This is a genomic window from Phormidium tenue FACHB-1050 (genome assembly GCF_014696925.1).
GTDB lineage: Bacteria > Cyanobacteriota > Cyanobacteriia > Pseudanabaenales > Pseudanabaenaceae > Pseudanabaena.
This window is the reverse complement of sequence record NZ_JACJQY010000007.1, coordinates 1-16128: the sequence shown is the minus strand read 5'-3', so window position 1 is coordinate 16128 and position 16128 is coordinate 1. Positions and strand designations below refer to the sequence as shown.

The following is a 16128-nucleotide window of genomic DNA, read 5'->3' as shown; positions in this document are numbered from 1 at the left end:
AACTATGATTTACACTCACAAAGGCTATCAATGTTTGCTATCGGTTCGATTCACCAATCAAGGCACTGAATGGGTAGCTCAAGCCAAGAAGTATTCAGTCAGCCTTGAGCAGAAAGTATTCGCCCAATGGCTTGGTACAAAATTGATTACAGGCTTTGACAGGGAACAAACTAAACAACGCTTTGCTGAGACAGTGGAGTTATTCTTGCAAGAACATGAGGATATATTCCCACTGTATCCCCGACCAGAACTACCCGATGCAACCATCGAAGCAATTCTGGACGAGCGAGTGTATCTGACTGTCAATGATAACGGTAGACATCACACCGCCAAGTTCAGAGTATTTACAGAAGAACGTTTGCGCGTATTCCCAGCCCGAATCCCAATTCCAGTTGGCATCAAGTCTAAAGCGAAACCAAGGTATAGACAAATTGCCGCCTAATCGAGCGAAAAAACAGCAAAATCCTCATATTTGAGGATTTTGCTGTTTTTTTAATTCAACTAATGCTTATTAAAAACGGCTAGCGCCATTGCTAACGAAGATAGCCATAATTCCAGTAGCGAAAAAGCCATGACCAACCCAGCAATTGACTTAGACAAAGACAGACTAAAGCTGTGCATTGAGATATTGCCAGAAGCAGACTCAGCCGAGCGAATGGTGATAATTTCCATTTGCCGTGAACAGGGCATGCCATTGATTCAGACGATTAGATTGAAAGAGTTAGTGCCAATTCCTTTGCCCCTAGCCCAGATCGTTCAAGCTTATGCCACCAGTCAGTTGGCAATCCAAGAACCAACTGCAATGGTTGAAGAAGAAAAGCCAGAACTAATCACAACCACCAAACGATCCCTAGTATCGACAAAATCAGAACAGATGGCACTATTATGAATGGAACAGAAGTGAACTATAACATCAAGATTGAAGGACAGACGATTCCCGTCCCACCTGAAATTGGCAGCAGTGACGAACAAATTAGGGCTACTCTCAGCCTGTATTTTGAAGGAATCAAGAACTCGAAAATCGAAAGAACCGTGCAAGCCAACGGCGATATCCTCGTGGATGTCTGCAAACTTGCTGGGACAAAAGGGGCAATATGAGCGAGACAGCGATCGCTACTTTGATAACAACCCCAGAAGAAATCCCACCCCTGCTTGAAATACTGTGGGAAATTGAGCAGTACGAAGCGCAGGGGCATCATTTAATCGAGCTGAGTGAGATCATCGGGTTAGAGGACTTTGAGGAAGCAAGCAAAAAACTACACAAACAGAGCCTATGCAATCAAAGGACAATAGACAGCCTGAAAAGAGCAAACCCGATCGCCGCACCGATGACGATCCGAGGATTCTGAGATGGACAAAGCTAAATTCGAGTGGTTAGCAGCAAGCTCTGCCGACAGAGCTGTGGAACATATTGCAGCCCTCCAGCAACGAGCTACGATGCTGCAACTGTATCAGTATTACTATCCTGACGAATACCAACAATCAAAGGCTAGTGTCAAAGTTACTAGCCTTGAAAACTTTAGTGATAAGGAGCTAGAATTTCTGACCTTAGTGGATGAGCAATTCTTCCCACTACCATTACTGCTAGAAGAATCAGAACGTATCTCCTATATTCCCGTAGAGCCACTTGGCACTTCATGGTATTACGATAACTTTGAAGAACTAGGAGCGACCGAGAAATTCTTGATGAGTCTAATTCATGGATTAGATAGGGATACATGGGATGACATTGAGGGAGAACTGGAACAAGACTTGCCACCTGTCGCGAGTTACATCAATTACCAAAAGTTAACTCGGGAATGCAAAAAGGTAAGAGGGACAATCACCCTCTTACCCATAGCGTTGGATATGCTAACTCAGTCCACAGGCAATCTATGGCTAGATATCTCCTATGAGAATGACATCGTAGATGCTCATTGGACAGTAGAGGTAATAGATAACTTAAGAGAAGCCTATATAGAAGCCCAAGCGATCAGGCAAAAGTATCGAGAATTCATCGAATGGCTAGATCAAGACACCGCCAACTGTATCAAGGTGGTCAAGCTCTGGAACAAATGTAAAGAGCCAAATCCCGAAATACGCAACCACTATCTTGCCGCATGAGGAAACAGCAATGCTAATCCTAGACCCACTCCAAGATGCCCTCAAACCCGATGGCTATCCATTAATCGAAGCAGAGGCAAAACTCCTGTTTCTGAAAGGAGGACATTACTGCTTTCAATATCGACAGGGAGAGAAAGAAACTTACAAGTTCTTATCCCCTGAAACAGTGAGAGCTGCCTTTCAACATGAACGTATCGACTCAGGCTGGATACCCGACGGAGTAAAACGATTGGGTATTTGTCGTCAAGGGCATTGGTATGTGCAGTTTATGCCACCTGCAAAACGGACATTTACCTTCGCCGACCTACAGGGTGATGGAGAGCGAATCTCCCTGACCATTCCCATGATGGGGACAGTATTTATGCTATGCGGTGACACTTGCTACATCTGGGCAACCAAACAAAAAACCTTTGAACCCGAAGCACCTATTTACCATGTGCCATTACCAAACATCTATGGAGATGGCAGGATCTGTATGGGAGTTGAGAATAATCTCAGCAACTATGCAGAAGGGATAGAGCGCCTATTTAAAGCATGGCAGATGTTTATGACTGCACCATTTAACAATCATCTTGTGGATAGCAAATCAAATACCCATCCAGAAGACATCCGCGAAAAACTGATCCAATTGCAGAAATCCAACCGCTACCCCATCAACGATCTCGTCCAATGTGGCAGTTCCGTAAAGGTAGCGATCAACATGGTAATCAACCAATGAAATTATTAGAACATATCCAAAAGCACGTAGCCACAACAAATACCGCATTGCCATCCGCCCAGAATCCCCCGTTAATTCAGCACATCATCGCCACAAATCAAAGCTTGCCTGAAATTGCCCCAACCTCAATGTATGAGTATGTGTACGGCAGTAATGGCACATTTGTCAGGGCAAAGAGGCAAGGTTTGACAGCGATCGCGCCAGTGTCGTATTACAAAGCCAAAGGACTAAGAGCAATATCAACATCTGTACAGATGACATACCCCGCAGTCCCCGTAACGCTAGTAGAGCAAATGCTCGAAGCCTCACGCATTGCTTGCGACACTAATAATCGCCCAGTTGAAATTGTATTTCACCTATATTTTGAAAATGGCAATTGGCAGCTCGCGATTCCAGAACAAGAGCAAACAGCCACATCCTGTAAGCCATTGGACAATAGTGTAAACAGCACCTACGGCAAAGCAATTATCGAAATCCATTCCCATCATGGCATGAGAGCTTACTTCTCCGAAACAGATAACCGAGATGAGACAGGCTTTCGGATTTATGGAGTGCTGGGTGAAATCTTCTCCAACCCACAGATCAGGATGCGAGTGGGAATTTACGGTCATTTCTACGAAACCGCAACCACAGGGATCTTGGAGTTACCAGCACAACTAACAGACTGCTTAGCGGAGGATTGGTAATGTCAAATCTATCATTACCCTTTGCCGCAGCTGTCCCCATCCTGCTACCAGCCTATGAAGAACTAGACCTAATTCTCATAGGCTGTGGAGGCACAGGCGGATGGTTAGCCGTGAACTTGCCACGCATCGCCTATTTACAGAAACAAGCAGGGAAAAAAGTAGTGCGATTCGTTTGATGGTGAATCACGGTAATCAGTCCGTACATAACCATCAGAGCCAAGTCTCCCAAGACTAGCTTAACTGTCCAGACGATGAAGGTGCAAGCCCTTCCGTCTAAACTCAAGACTGACTCCTTATCTGCCCACGATAACCCGACTCGGTTACGGGAGGTCGAAGCTGGGAACAGGGCGCAATCAGACATCAATTGCAGATGACACTGGCGCTAACAGGGAGTCCCTAAGACGAAATAGAGCCTAGAAAAACGACCTATTCCCGAGCAGACGCAATCCTAATGTCTGACTCTACCAGAGATTTGTATCCCGCCGAACTGACTTTGCTATCGGTATGAGTAAGGGGTTCTGGTGGTTGAAATGGCTACGTCTAAGGGGACAAAACAATCATCTGGACGGAACGAATAAAAACGAGTCTAAGGTCTGTAAATTGTCGAATTTACGGTAGACCAGACGAGAGGATTAACCCCTTAGGTTCGGGTAGGATGAGGCGTAATTGCCTCAAGGTATTCAGAAAACACAAACTAGAGCAAATCATGGTTAGCCACAATAGAAATATTAGTGAACTTTGGAAAGAATTACCTTGGAAGAAATTCCGAGTTAACCTTTTTAGGTTGCAAAAGCGCGTGTTCAAAGCAGTTCAAGTTAACGACATGCGGAAAGCAAGGTCATTACAAAAGCTAATTCTTAAATCCAAATCAGCTAGATTACTAGCGATTCGGCAAGTAACGCAGCTAAACGCTGGTAAAAAGACGGCTGGTATAGATGGTAAAAAGTCTCTCTCATTCGAGGAACGATTTGAGCTAGAGAAAACTTTAGCCAAACATTATATCAACTGGAAACACTCAGGTTTACGAGAAATCCCTATCCCTAAAAAGGACGGGACAACCCGTATGCTCAAAGTACCTACAATTGCGGATAGAGCTTGGCAATGCCTAGCAAAATATGCACTTGAACCAGCACACGAAGCAACTTTCCACGCGCGAAGTTATGGGTTTAGAACGGGACGTTCAGCGCATGATGCTCAGAAACTCCTATTCAGCAACCTCAACAGTGAAGCAAATGGGATAAATAAACGAGTTATTGAACTCGATATTGAAAAATGCTTCGATAGGATTAACCACTCTGCAATCATGGATAACCTAATCGCCCCCACGGGATTAAAGCTTGGCATCTTTAGATGTCTTAAAGCTGGAATCAATGTAGGTTTTCCAGACCAAGGAACGCCACAAGGCGGAGTCGTAAGCCCACTATTAGCAAACATCGCATTAAACGGAATCGAAAGTATCCATAGATACAGAGGTTCCAATAATGGATGGAGAGAACCATCAATCCGTTATGCGGATGACATGGTGATAATTCTTCGCCCTGAAGACAATGATGTTGAAATACTTACCAAAATCAGCGAATTTTTAGCTGCAAGAGGTATGCAGGTTAGCGAGAAAAAGACCAAGACAACCGCCACGAAAGATGGATTTGACTTCCTAGGCTGGCATTTCAAATGTCAGAAAAACGGAAAATTTAAAAGTACGCCCTCAGAGGCTAATTTCAAAGCTTTCCGCAAAAAGGTAAAAGCCATTGTCAATAACTCGAATTATGGTGCAAAGGTAAAAGCTGAAAAGCTAGCACCTATTGTTAGAGGTTGGAGAAATTACCACCGCTTTTGTAAGATGGACGGTTCAAGAAACTCGTTATATCACATCCAATACAGAGCATTTAAGGTGTTCAACAAGGAAGCCAAGCAAGATCGCTACTCCTGTAAGCAATTACTAGATAAAGCCTTCCCTGCCGTGCCTTACTCCGAAAGTAGACATATCAATGTCAAAGGGAATAAATCCCCCTACGATGGCGATATGGTTTATTGGAGCGAACGTCACAGTAAGCTCTACGACAACATGACCTCTAAAACACTTAATAGGCAAAACCATTCATGTAAAATTTGCGGACTCAAGTTCGTAGATGATGAAAGAGTACATCTGCACCATATAGATGGAAATCACAATAATCGGAAGCCTAACAATCTTGCAGCAATACACGAAAGTTGCCACGATTATCATCACATGAGCAAAAGCGCAAGCTAAGAATATCGGGAGCCGTATGCGATGAAAATCGCACGTACGGATCTAACAGAGAGGGGCTAGGGATAATACCCTACCTCGACTCAACCTCAGTTACTTTCATCGATCCAGATCGGGTAGAAGCAACGAATATTCCTCGCCAAAACTTTACTCCTAACGACCTTGAGCTTCCCAAAGCATCGGTATTAGCAGCAAGGTATGGATGGCAATGGGGCATCGAAATCAGCGCCATTGTCTCATCATTTAGAGCAGACATGGCAACATCGCGATGGAAACACCTGACCATCTGTATTGGCGCGGTGGACAATCCAGAAGCTAGAACTGAAATTGCCCAAGTTTTAGAAAATGGAAAAACAACCTTCTGGTTAGACTGTGGCAATCATTACGATTCGGGGCAAGTACTAATTGGATCTAGCGCCACCGCGGACATTATGAAAGGAGCCTTTCATATACCCACATTTTGTACAGCCCTGCCATCACCCGCCTTGCAACATCCAGATCTACTGGTGGAGCAAGAGGTAATCCAGAAAGTCCTATCCTGTGAAGAAGCAGCGATCGCCAATGCTCAGTCGATGTCGATCAATCACCGTATAGCTGATGAAGCATTGGACATGCTACTACGCTTACTAAGCGGAACCCTGACCCGTTTTGCTACCTATGTAAACTGCAAACATGGCAGTGCATGGTCTAGATTCAACACCCTAGAAGAAGTAGCAGCAGTGATTGGCAAGCCCAAACAATACCTAAGAGCGAAGCCCCAATAGAGAAATAAGCAGTCCGAACTAATCAGATCAACAAGAGCAGAGCGGACTGCTTATTTTTTCCTGAGCGAGAAACCTAGCCGAAGCAAGGAATTTCATCTAGCCAAGGAATACTGCATAGTTTGAGGACGACATCAGCACTAGCATATTGAACAAGTACGTCCCAGTTCTTGCAAGCAATGATGCGATGGCGGTTGCGTTTGAAACTCAGAGGAGGTTTGAGTATTCTTACTGATACAGGAATTCGCTTTTTATGGGCCGCTACAATGACTTGACTAGTACAGGGAAAGCAAATATCACAAAGCATAGGATAGTGAGTATCTGAGCAGAGAAAATCAATAATTTCGATGACAATATCCTGACTGATACTAACAATCAAGGAATCCTCATCAGCGAATAAATCCCGCACAAGATTAGCTGAACGAGGCGAAACCCCACCTAGAAGTTGAACATTGTTAAACTTACCAACTTCGCTAATAGCAGTAGAAACGAAAGATTGAGCATCTGCACAATGTTGCTTGATAAACTGAGCCGTGACATTGATATCGATAGGCTCAGAAAGCTGAGAGTCAAGAAAGGTAGTAAAAGGTTTTAGTTGCATTTGTTTAATTGCAAACCGATCTTGATGATACTTAAAAAAAATTCGAGAAAAGTGTTCACGCAGAAAATCAAATCGTTGATCTTTTTGAGCAACGAAAATATCGGTTAATGTACCCACATAGGACTCCATCATAAAATTTCTAAACAAGGATTGCCCCACCTCAAACCTTAGAGATGATAAATCTCCCTAAACTGACTGATTTTTATAAGATATCTTTCCACAAAAATGTCTGTTTGTCCAAATAATTGCGAAATTAAGATTTTACTTGAGAGCAATTCAAGAATAATTTTGAATTGAACATGACTTGGAAGTTGAAAAACAAGACTGATAGCTGGTTTTTGAGCTTATACAGAGGGTGATAGGGGGAAATATCCGATGTGAGTACATGGCGTAGATAAGTGACCGTGGCAATCAGCCTAGTCCAAACCGCAAACTTGCCGTTTCTAGCGATCGCCCCCTGACTATCATTTGTTATAAGGGGGGGGCGATCGCTAGAAACGGGTTGAGTAGCTGTTACCTGTTGCCGAGAGAGGGAGCGTCTTTCAAGAATCGCTTGCAACTGATGCCAAGCATCAGCATCAAGCCAGCAGACATTAATCATGCCCTCATCGCCATGAATGCGCTTAGAACAGATTTTGACCCCAAGCTGATTACAGAGAATGCGAAAAATCCAAATATTGGTCGCATCTTGAGGAACATTGAAGCCCAAGTACCTTTTGATATCTTTAGCAAATTGCCGACAAAGACTACCCAAGTTCTCCAGATCTGAGTCAGTGTATTGAACATCAGGATTAAGTAACTCCTTCAAACCTAATCCCGATCTGATATAGCGTCCCAATTCATGACAAGGCTGATCTGGGAGGAAAATACCCATACCAAACTTAGCTTGACGAGTAAAGGCATGAACATCAGCATCAATAGCAAGCTCTGATTCAAACAAAGCTTCCAATTTAATAATCTCCGATCGCCTTTGCCCATCGCGATCGTATTCGACGAGTTCTGGAGAAACCTGATCGAGACAATAAAACTTGGCGATCGCAGTTTTTTCTAGATCCAGTAAATCTTGATACGAGTGAGACTCATTTGAGAGTAAATCCTTTTGTTCGGCAGGAGACAAGATTTTGGCGCTAGAGACAGCTTGATAGCGTTCTTGTCTAGACTGAGCCAAAGCCTCCTTAATCGACTTACCAGAATCATCTTTATTGATCGTCACCACCGTAACTTGATTACCCTCAAACACCAGACGAGCCAGCAAATAATTTCGCAAAGCCCACATCGCCGCATTGGTTCTAGCGGTCACATTTGCCCATAGGTCAATGTGAGGATTGTCCAGAGAAACATGATCGGCGACAGGCATTAAAGAATCTCCCAAACTCGCCCGAATCAAACTAACCTCCCGATCCCAGCGATTCCTGAGCGTACTTTTAAGTTGAGACGGCGAAGAAGATCGATCAATTTTGCAGAAATTAATACCACGTTCGGCACACCAAACGGTGCGCGGGACATTATCCCTGACCCGAGACAAAGCCTGACTCGCATCAGCATCCGTGACCGTACCATAGAACAAACCATAGACCTTATGAAAGCGCTTGACCTCAATTGAAACACCTGTACTCATCGAAGGAGTGGCAATGATCACATCGTAGTTGAACACCCGCTTATTAACATTGCTCATGAAATCCGTTTCATGCCGCCCACCACTGGTATCCGAGTTGAAAAGCAAGATCCTAATCTTGGGACGAATCGCCCTAATTTTTTCAACCAACTTAGCGATCGCCTTGCTACTGGACTTGCTATCCGTCGCCACAAACACGCGATTACCCTTGGTTATATCCGCGATTAACTCCTGAATAATCGGCACATCGTTATTTGCCACAATGAATCGAGCAGGATAGCCTTCAGGTTGAAATTCATTCTTGATCAAAAAGACATCAGAACCATCACCCCGCAAAGCTTGGAGATAGTTCAAGCTAATATCTGAGAGATCGGCATCAGCAACAATTACCCGTCTAGCGACTTTCACGAGGATGTGCAGACGGGCAAGCAGTGCCGAGCGTTTGCCATCTTTATTGCAGGTTGAGCCAGAAATCAAATGTCTGAGTACCTGTTCCACCTCATCAATGACGAGATCGCAACCGACAAATTGACGGGGATCAAAAGCCAACAGGCTATCGACACAGGCTCCCACCCGAGCCGAATATGCCGACTCTGTAATAAACTGCCCATCCGCCATATCAATGTCGCCTTTGAAATCCGCATTCATTACCTTGCATAGACCACGAACCAAACTGACACGATGACCCAGCAGCGCCAACTTATCCGTTCCCGCCACGATCGCTGCGATTGCTTTAGTTTTCCCCGTCCCCTTAGCCGATTGCAGCGCCACAATCCCAGTTTTGGGGATGTAATCGGGGATTTCATATCGATCCAACTGAAACATAATATTCATGGATAAACTCTTAAACGGCTTTACTGTAAGTTGGCAATCTTGTTGGTATTCCCAACTATAGGTGTTGAGGGAAATCGCAGTCGCATACACCTGAGCAAAAGCCTCAATACCACGCTCAACGATGAAATCATCAACCCCAGTTTTATCAGTACCTTCCAACAACGGCAGTTCAATTACCCGAACCTGACAGCCAGCATCCGCAAATAGCTTGCCCGTTTTAACCGTAGCCAGAAAAACATCATGCTTAGTTTTTTCCTTGGTTTCGGCATCAAAGCAGAAGCAGACCTGACGCTTAGGAATAGCAAACTTAGCTAGATAGGGTTGTAGAGCCAGCTTACCATCCGCACCTTTAGTCCGCCCCATCGTAATCCCGCTCAAAGCGATCGCCACATAACCTTGAGATAACAAGCAGCAAGCCTTTTTCATCCCCTCACAGATGAAGATCGGAATTTCAGGATGGGCAGCAACCCAAGACCAGAAATTAACAGAATCAGGTAAAGCCGAGAAATCAACCTCAACTCCATAGCGATCGGCTACCTTTTGCCAAATTGACTGAGGAACTAAAGCAAAACCACCGACCTGTCCGCGTTTAGCAGGATTCTCATACTTGCGGGGTTTCCCTTTTTTCTGATCAATTAAAGGATTGCTAAGCTTGACTTGGAATACTTCAGGTTTTTCGAGAATGGGATTCCAAGAATGAATCAGCGCTCCAAATAGCTCTGGACGTTGTTGCTTACCAGATTGCCAGACAGTACGCCACTTAGCAGGATTCCAATTCAGTGCCTCATGAATTGGGTAGTTGACTTCAGCACCACTTTCAATAATTTCATCTGCTATAATTTCCACATTAGCAGTAAAAAGTTCGGGCGAGATCGCACTGCCATCAATCCATTCACGGTAAACTAAATCAGAAAAAGAATGTAGATCTAAAATTGTTGATTTCATCTTTAATATTAAGTAGATAACTAAAGTTTTGTTAAAAAATGCTCAGTTTACCGTTTTGCAAGATAAGAAATCGGATCGACTGCAACACCCGATAGGGGGATAATTTCAAAATGTAAGTGAGGACCTGTACTGTTACCTGTACTGCCAACAGCACCAATCACTTGGGATTGATTGACTACAGATCCTTGTTGAGTAGAGATATTGTTGAGATGGGCATAACGAGTGAGAAACCCATCAGGATGACGGATATCGATCATGTTGCCATAACCACTATCATCCCAACCCGCAAACTCAACCACGCCAGCCGCCGCCGCCCAGACAGGAGTGCCAACAGGAGCGGCAATATCAATACCTTGATGGACTCTACCCCAACGCCAACCGAAACCAGAAGAAATCGTTCCTTCAGTGGGCCAAATTATCACCGATGAATTAGCAGTGGAGGTAGGAATACTTGAAGATGCTGGATTTGGTGGATTGACTGGTACTCCCTGAAGCTTGGTCGAGGCAATTACCTGTTTATGACGATCAAGCCAACTATCAAGGGCTTCTACCTCTCTAGTCAGTTGAAATAGTTCTACCGTAGTCATACGAGCCTCTGATTCAGGGAGTATCGCTAGCTCGGTAGGTATATTATCCGCTTGAAAATGAAATCTCGATGACCAGCTTTTAGCAGTCAGGAGTGGTGACAATGTATTTAGGCTGTTGAGATTAGAAGTAAAACTTTTGGTCATTTGAAGCCTTTGATGCAGTAGATCCCTCTTGAGAGTGAGATCCTGTATGGTATTTGCCTCACGGTTTGAGAGTAAACGCTTGACATCTCCAGGAATGACCAGAGGTTGCTCAATCCTCAGATCGTCGGGAGTCAACAAATTGGAAGCCTTGGCGATCTGAACTTGTGGCACTTGATATAAGCTAGCCACCTGACTGAGGGTATCGTCGGGCTGGACTTTGTAGATAATGCTATCAACAGGAGGAATGACAAGTTGAGAGCCTATCTGCAAAGGTGTCGCAGCACTGATACGATTAGAATTAGCAAGCGCTGCTGCATCAACCTGATACATCTGAGTGAGGCTGTATAGGGTATCTCCTGTTTGTACTTGGTGCAATTTAGCACCAACAGTTGGGAATACTTTAAGGCTAACAACTGTTGGTTTTAGGGAATTAGAAATTACTTCAGCACTGACAGGAAGCAAACAACTAAAGCTATACCCAGCAAGAAGTCCTGTAATTACTAGAGGTCTACAAACGCTTCCTAAAAATGTTGTGTTTTGCACAAATGTTTTTCTAGACTGTGAGATCATAGTATCAGTAATATACTTTACCTAAGGTTACATCTATTGCTTGTCTTTTCTGACAAAAGCAACTTAACAGAGCATAGTAGAAAAAGTTAGTATTTGGGAATACTTTTACTAAATTTTACCTTTATATATATATTCTACCTATTGTAGAAAGTCAAAAACGCATTTGAATTTTGAGGACTAGGTAATGAAAAAGCAAAAAGTAGACAAGAAAAAAAATCCAAAGGCAAAGACTTCAAAGGTAAAAACTCCTAAAGTTATGCCTGATGTATCAGAGTATATTCAGCTGTACAAAGAAAAACACTATGCGATTCGAGAGATAGCCCAGCATTTTCAGGTAGCGATTTCGACGGTATATAACGCTATGGTTGCGTCGGGGTTTAATGAATTTAGACCCAAAAATGCACGGATGAACCATACAAGGATGTCTAAAGAAGAACAGGCGATCGCCCTTTACCAATCAGGATTGACAAGGACGGCTGTAGTCCAAAAGCTCAATATTGGAGCGAAAACTCTCAACCAAGTCCTAGAAAAGCACGGCATCCCCATCCGCCGAGGAATTGATTTAGTTACCTCAGCCAATCGCGCGGCTCAGTTTCACAAAGCCTATAACGATTACCACTTAACCCTCAGAGAAACCGCAGAACTATTTGGAGTATCCCATCCGATCATCGTGAGGGAACTAAAGCGTAATGGCTATCCAATTAGGCAGACTGTAGACTCAAAAAATCGTCCGACCTTTAAACTAAAACATAAGCTAGGAGGTATCGCCGGATTACCCACACCCAAGCTGACTCCAAAACAAAAAGAGCGCCGTCAGATCTTGATGCGGATCAGGCAGAGACGCGAAGATCAGCAAAAACTTAAGCGACTCAAGAACTATGGTCGCGCCCAAGAATATTGGCAACTGGTGAATGAAGGAGGCATAAACTTTGAGGAAGTGGGCAAGATCTATGGTCTGTCAGGTAAAACCATAGAACGGGTAATTGTCCAAGCAGGGATCGATATTTCCTCGATAGCACAAAGGGAAAAAGCTGCGGCTCTCAAGGAAGAACAAGCGATCGCCCAGAAATATTGGGAGCTATATAGCAAACCAATGAGCCTAGACGAAGTGGGAGCCATCTTCGGTCTGAGTGATTCCACGATCCGAGGCATGTTAATTAAACATGGGTATGAGATTAGAAAGCGCGGCAGGATTGAGAACAGCGATCGCAATAAGCCGAAGCCGAGGGAGAAAAAACCGAAGAAAAATAGCTTGGAAGCATTCATCCCAGTCGAAAATATAGAAGCAACGGAACAAGCATTGGACATACTAATTTTAAATACAAAAGTTAAGTAATCTGCATCACAATTGACTGCTGTTGTAAATGTTACCTCTACTAAAAAATAAATCAACCAATCTGTTGGCTGGGGTGTTTTTTAGCTCAAGGACTAGGAGCAATCAAAATCAACGCCGATCTTCATATCCCCTCTGGGTTTCAGCACCATACCCAGAGAGGGCACTAACATTTAGGGTGTCTCTATACTATTGACAGTAGTAACGATAAATCAAGGGCTTCAACCTTGTATTATTGAGAATACAGCTATTTTTAGAGAGAATCTTTAGTTGATTAAAAAAACACTATATCCAATGAATTGGATATAGTGTTTTTTCGATTAATGATCGGTGTAATAAAATCAACGCCGATCTTCATAGCCCCTCTGGTTTTCAGGTAAAACCCAAAGAGCGCATAAACCTCTAGTAACGTACTTACCATTGAGAATAATCAAAGCATCCTTAAGGTTTTGCTGGTCTTGCAAACAGGTCTTCAAAATGTCTCGATTCCAGTCCATGAGATTTTTGGCAAGTTTGCCATCATCGCTCGCTAACCAGTCTAAATTCTTTGCTGTCTGAGGATTTAGACTAGCTTGAGGAGAGACTACTTTAGCGATCGCCAAGCCCGAAACCAGACCCGCTGCTAAGCCAATCATCAACATCCCCGCACAGAAACCAATGAAGGGCAGGCTAATCGCCCGCCAATAACCTTGGGATTCCTGATGCTGTTTGTTTTTGATGATATTCGCGATCGCCTGACTAATCGCCACCTCCTGTTCCTTAACCGCAGTCTCGCGCAGCGTCGCTAGAAAGTCACGGAACTTTTGAATACCAACATCAAAGCCATTGGCTAAGGCATTTTGGAGTAGGTTGGGCGCAGTGGCAACCGTTGCCGCAACTTGGGCATTGGATAGAAAAATCGCAATATAAGGATCGTTTTGAGGAATGCCAGATTTAGCCACAATCTCGTAAATCTTGGCTTTGACCGTGGGATCGTAGTCATGGATGGCAATATCCAGATAAGTTTTGGGTTGAGGATCGCTATTCATACTAGGATTTGGATTCTTTTTTCTGGACGTTTTGAGGCAAGAGATTGGTGGATTCAAAGGCTTTGTAAGCATCTCTGAGGAAGGTTTTGATTTGATTCCTGCCAATGATGCCAAATTCGGAGTAGTTAGAAGCCTCATCAAAAGTTAGTCGTTTAGCATTGATTTCAATGCGCCTGCCATCTCCCAACTTCGGAAAATCAATTACGGCTACACCATATTCGGCGATCGCCTTCTGGATTGCTTCATGCTCGTGGAAATAGCCCCATTCATCACAACGACCCCAGTTTTTGATAAACACATGGGTGATGTAGCCTTGGTAATGTTCCAGAGACTCAATAAATAGCTCGATTGAGTCACTTTCACCATCACTGACGAACCACTTAATGAAAGACACGCCATGCTCTTTGCCCAAGTCTAGCAAGCCTTTGGTGTTAATCCATTGGGATACAGCGCGATGGGCTTGAGCGGGTAAATTGACGACGACAGTTTTCTTGAGCGCATAGTCAAAAATAGAGTCAGGGACATCCGCCATTTTCTCGTTTTCGGAGAAAAAAGCAGCCTTGCTGTCTTTGTAAATATTGAGGACAGTGGGATTGCTACGATCCGCTTCAATGCCAGCCAATGGGATGGCGCGATCCTTGAGGTATTGGAGCATAGTTCGAGCAACCCAGCTTTTGCCCACGCCACCTTTTTCACCATCGATCAGGTTAATAATTGCCATAAATTTGCCTCCTAATAACGATTGTAGTGTTTCAAGATTTTCTGTTGTGCTAAGTAGTCATCATCATCGTCGTCATCGTCTACAGGGACAGACTTGGGGACGATGCTTTTAGGATTCCTAGACTCAGCCTGATTAGTCTGTTTTAAGTCCGAATTTATTCTGGTAGTTGTAGGTTGAATGTCTTTGGTTAAGCCAATAACATTCTGATTAATAGGCGGTGAACTAGGATAATCATCCGAAAACTTGGCGGGTTCTGACGGCAAAATTGACAGAGTAGGAGCACCCGAGGCTTTTGCCGCTTTAGTAGCATCGCGTTTGGCTTTTGCTGCCGCCTTTTTATTTTCCACATCAATCTTCTGCAAATACCTTTGTACTGTCGCACCAGAGATAGAAATGTGTAGTTCACTTGTCAGTTTGTTGCTGACTTCTTCACAGGTGTATCCCGAAGCGATTAAAGATCTAATCCCACTTTCCAAAGTTCGGATGATATCCAATTTGCTTTTGAGTTTGTTTTTCTTCTGGGGTTCATTGATCCAGCGCTCTGATAAAGCTATTAACTTATCTGTATCCAAGTCCACTAAAGATGAACGTGAGGGATCTTCAGTCATTTTTTTAGCTGTTGTTTGGTGGATGGACATTTCTAAACTGTTACCCAAAAATTCCCAAATCTAGAAATCTCTGTCTCAGATTAGTTTTTATATTGGTTTTATCACCTCCCAGTTTATTGCTTTTTTCAATCATAACCATTGCTAAAGAATATTAGTTGGCTTTGCTTGATGAGATTTTTACAATTTGTTAACATCGGCACAATTCCTATCAATATCTGAAATCTAACAATTTTGTTTACCAAGAAAGTATTAAGTCAATCCTTATATTGGATATTTTTTATACTCGGACATTAATTTGTATTTCTTAAGTATTATATTTTGAGTGGTAATTCTATGCCAATTGAGTGAGAACTAGGGGCGATTTATGTCTCAAAATTGTCCTAAAATCGTCCCAAGTTTGTACCTTCTATTGTCCTAAAATCGTCCCAAGTTTGTACCTTCTGTTGTCCTAAAATCTTCCCAAGTTTGGGCGGATCGATCCGAATCCACAACGAATTTGCGTGCTTTGAGGTATGTCTAAAACTCCTCGCAAGCTATGTTGCTCGTCGGACAAGAAATCGCGCTATCGCTTGATTTTTGTTCGACGGCAACATTACGCTTGCCAAAGGGGAGTACCCCCTTTGGAA

At 43.5% G+C, this 16128-nt stretch carries 17 protein-coding genes; 11 read left to right on the top strand and 6 right to left on the bottom strand.

What is annotated here, in order from left to right; all coding sequences use genetic code 11:
• Positions 1–4 precede the first annotated feature (4 nt).
• The 10 genes from H6G05_RS06340 to H6G05_RS06295 all read left to right on the top strand — a co-directional run bounded on the left by H6G05_RS06340 (position 5) and on the right by H6G05_RS06295 (position 6519).
• Complete coding sequence (locus H6G05_RS06340) at positions 5–442, top strand: hypothetical protein (protein WP_190577303.1); 438 nt, start codon at positions 5–7, stop codon at positions 440–442.
• A gap of 129 nt (positions 443–571) precedes the next feature.
• Complete coding sequence (locus tag H6G05_RS06335; RefSeq protein ID WP_190577301.1) at positions 572–889, top strand: hypothetical protein; 318 nt, start codon at positions 572–574, stop codon at positions 887–889.
• Positions 886–1098 (top strand): hypothetical protein, encoded by a 213-nt coding sequence (locus tag H6G05_RS06330; protein ID WP_190577299.1) that lies wholly within the window; start codon positions 886–888, stop codon positions 1096–1098. The genes H6G05_RS06335 and H6G05_RS06330 overlap by 4 nt, the downstream gene beginning before the upstream one ends.
• Entirely contained in the window at positions 1095–1349 is a 255-nt protein-coding gene (locus tag H6G05_RS06325) for a hypothetical protein (RefSeq protein WP_190577297.1), read from the top strand. Before H6G05_RS06330 ends, H6G05_RS06325 begins: the two co-directional genes overlap by 4 nt.
• A gap of 1 nt (position 1350) precedes the next feature.
• Positions 1351–2103 (top strand): hypothetical protein, encoded by a 753-nt coding sequence (locus H6G05_RS06320; protein ID WP_190577296.1) that lies wholly within the window; start codon positions 1351–1353, stop codon positions 2101–2103.
• Between the two features lie 10 nt (positions 2104–2113).
• Positions 2114–2821: a hypothetical protein gene (locus tag H6G05_RS06315; RefSeq protein ID WP_190577294.1), complete on the top strand. Its 708-nt coding sequence runs from the start codon at positions 2114–2116 to the stop codon at positions 2819–2821.
• Positions 2773–3507 (top strand): Mov34/MPN/PAD-1 family protein, encoded by a 735-nt coding sequence (locus tag H6G05_RS06310; RefSeq protein WP_190577292.1) that lies wholly within the window; start codon positions 2773–2775, stop codon positions 3505–3507. Before H6G05_RS06315 ends, H6G05_RS06310 begins: the two co-directional genes overlap by 49 nt.
• Entirely contained in the window at positions 3507–3683 is a 177-nt protein-coding gene (locus tag H6G05_RS06305) for a hypothetical protein (protein WP_190577290.1), read from the top strand. Before H6G05_RS06310 ends, H6G05_RS06305 begins: the two co-directional genes overlap by 1 nt.
• Before the next feature lie 530 nt (positions 3684–4213).
• Entirely contained in the window at positions 4214–5758 is a 1545-nt protein-coding gene (locus H6G05_RS06300; protein ID WP_190577288.1) for a group II intron reverse transcriptase/maturase, read from the top strand.
• Positions 5719–6519, top strand: coding sequence for a ThiF family adenylyltransferase (locus H6G05_RS06295; protein ID WP_190577286.1), 801 nt, complete (start codon positions 5719–5721; stop codon positions 6517–6519). The genes H6G05_RS06300 and H6G05_RS06295 overlap by 40 nt, the downstream gene beginning before the upstream one ends.
• Before the next feature lie 73 nt (positions 6520–6592).
• Here H6G05_RS06295 and H6G05_RS06290 read toward each other — a convergent pair whose 3' ends face one another.
• The 3 genes from H6G05_RS06290 to H6G05_RS06280 form a co-directional block, all read right to left on the bottom strand.
• Positions 6593–7249, bottom strand: coding sequence for a hypothetical protein (locus tag H6G05_RS06290; RefSeq protein ID WP_190577284.1), 657 nt, complete (start codon positions 7247–7249; stop codon positions 6593–6595).
• A gap of 121 nt (positions 7250–7370) precedes the next feature.
• On the bottom strand, positions 7371–10511 hold the full coding sequence (locus tag H6G05_RS06285) for a plasmid replication protein, CyRepA1 family (RefSeq protein WP_190577282.1): 3141 nt from the start codon (positions 10509–10511) through the stop codon (positions 7371–7373).
• A 47-nt stretch (positions 10512–10558) separates the two neighbouring features.
• The gene (locus H6G05_RS06280) at positions 10559–11785 is read right to left on the bottom strand and encodes a LysM peptidoglycan-binding domain-containing M23 family metallopeptidase (RefSeq protein ID WP_190577280.1); all 1227 of its coding nucleotides are present in this window, start codon (positions 11783–11785) and stop codon (positions 10559–10561) included.
• A 211-nt stretch (positions 11786–11996) separates the two neighbouring features.
• Between H6G05_RS06280 and H6G05_RS06275 the strand changes: the two genes are divergently transcribed.
• Positions 11997–13148 (top strand): hypothetical protein, encoded by a 1152-nt coding sequence (locus H6G05_RS06275; protein WP_190577278.1) that lies wholly within the window; start codon positions 11997–11999, stop codon positions 13146–13148.
• A gap of 338 nt (positions 13149–13486) precedes the next feature.
• On the opposite strand, the gene H6G05_RS06270 is transcribed toward H6G05_RS06275, so the two are convergent.
• The 3 genes from H6G05_RS06270 to H6G05_RS06260 are packed head-to-tail and all read right to left on the bottom strand — an operon-like array spanning position 13487 to position 15502.
• Complete coding sequence (locus H6G05_RS06270; RefSeq protein ID WP_190577276.1) at positions 13487–14173, bottom strand: DUF6753 family protein; 687 nt, start codon at positions 14171–14173, stop codon at positions 13487–13489.
• Between the two features lies 1 nt (position 14174).
• On the bottom strand, positions 14175–14894 hold the full coding sequence (locus H6G05_RS06265; RefSeq protein WP_190577274.1) for a P-loop NTPase family protein: 720 nt from the start codon (positions 14892–14894) through the stop codon (positions 14175–14177).
• Positions 14895–14905: 11 nt separating this feature from the next.
• On the bottom strand, positions 14906–15502 hold the full coding sequence (locus H6G05_RS06260) for a hypothetical protein (protein WP_190577272.1): 597 nt from the start codon (positions 15500–15502) through the stop codon (positions 14906–14908).
• Positions 15503–16128: the final 626 nt, after the last annotated feature.

Coding starts and splice junctions, on each gene's coding strand:
- H6G05_RS06315 (WP_190577294.1), top strand. CDS start 2,114: ATGCTAATCCTAGACCCACTCCAAGATGCCCTCAAACCCGATGGCTAT.
- H6G05_RS06270 (WP_190577276.1), bottom strand. CDS start 14,173: ATGAATAGCGATCCTCAACCCAAAACTTATCTGGATATTGCCATCCAT.
- H6G05_RS06330 (WP_190577299.1), top strand. CDS start 886: ATGAATGGAACAGAAGTGAACTATAACATCAAGATTGAAGGACAGACG.
- H6G05_RS06260 (WP_190577272.1), bottom strand. CDS start 15,502: ATGACTGAAGATCCCTCACGTTCATCTTTAGTGGACTTGGATACAGAT.
- H6G05_RS06310 (WP_190577292.1), top strand. CDS start 2,773: ATGTGGCAGTTCCGTAAAGGTAGCGATCAACATGGTAATCAACCAATG.
- H6G05_RS06275 (WP_190577278.1), top strand. CDS start 11,997: ATGAAAAAGCAAAAAGTAGACAAGAAAAAAAATCCAAAGGCAAAGACT.
- H6G05_RS06300 (WP_190577288.1), top strand. CDS start 4,214: ATGGTTAGCCACAATAGAAATATTAGTGAACTTTGGAAAGAATTACCT.
- H6G05_RS06265 (WP_190577274.1), bottom strand. CDS start 14,894: ATGGCAATTATTAACCTGATCGATGGTGAAAAAGGTGGCGTGGGCAAA.
- H6G05_RS06335 (WP_190577301.1), top strand. CDS start 572: ATGACCAACCCAGCAATTGACTTAGACAAAGACAGACTAAAGCTGTGC.
- H6G05_RS06340 (WP_190577303.1), top strand. CDS start 5: ATGATTTACACTCACAAAGGCTATCAATGTTTGCTATCGGTTCGATTC.
- H6G05_RS06290 (WP_190577284.1), bottom strand. CDS start 7,249: ATGATGGAGTCCTATGTGGGTACATTAACCGATATTTTCGTTGCTCAA.
- H6G05_RS06305 (WP_190577290.1), top strand. CDS start 3,507: ATGTCAAATCTATCATTACCCTTTGCCGCAGCTGTCCCCATCCTGCTA.
- H6G05_RS06285 (WP_190577282.1), bottom strand. CDS start 10,511: ATGAAATCAACAATTTTAGATCTACATTCTTTTTCTGATTTAGTTTAC.
- H6G05_RS06320 (WP_190577296.1), top strand. CDS start 1,351: ATGGACAAAGCTAAATTCGAGTGGTTAGCAGCAAGCTCTGCCGACAGA.
- H6G05_RS06325 (WP_190577297.1), top strand. CDS start 1,095: ATGAGCGAGACAGCGATCGCTACTTTGATAACAACCCCAGAAGAAATC.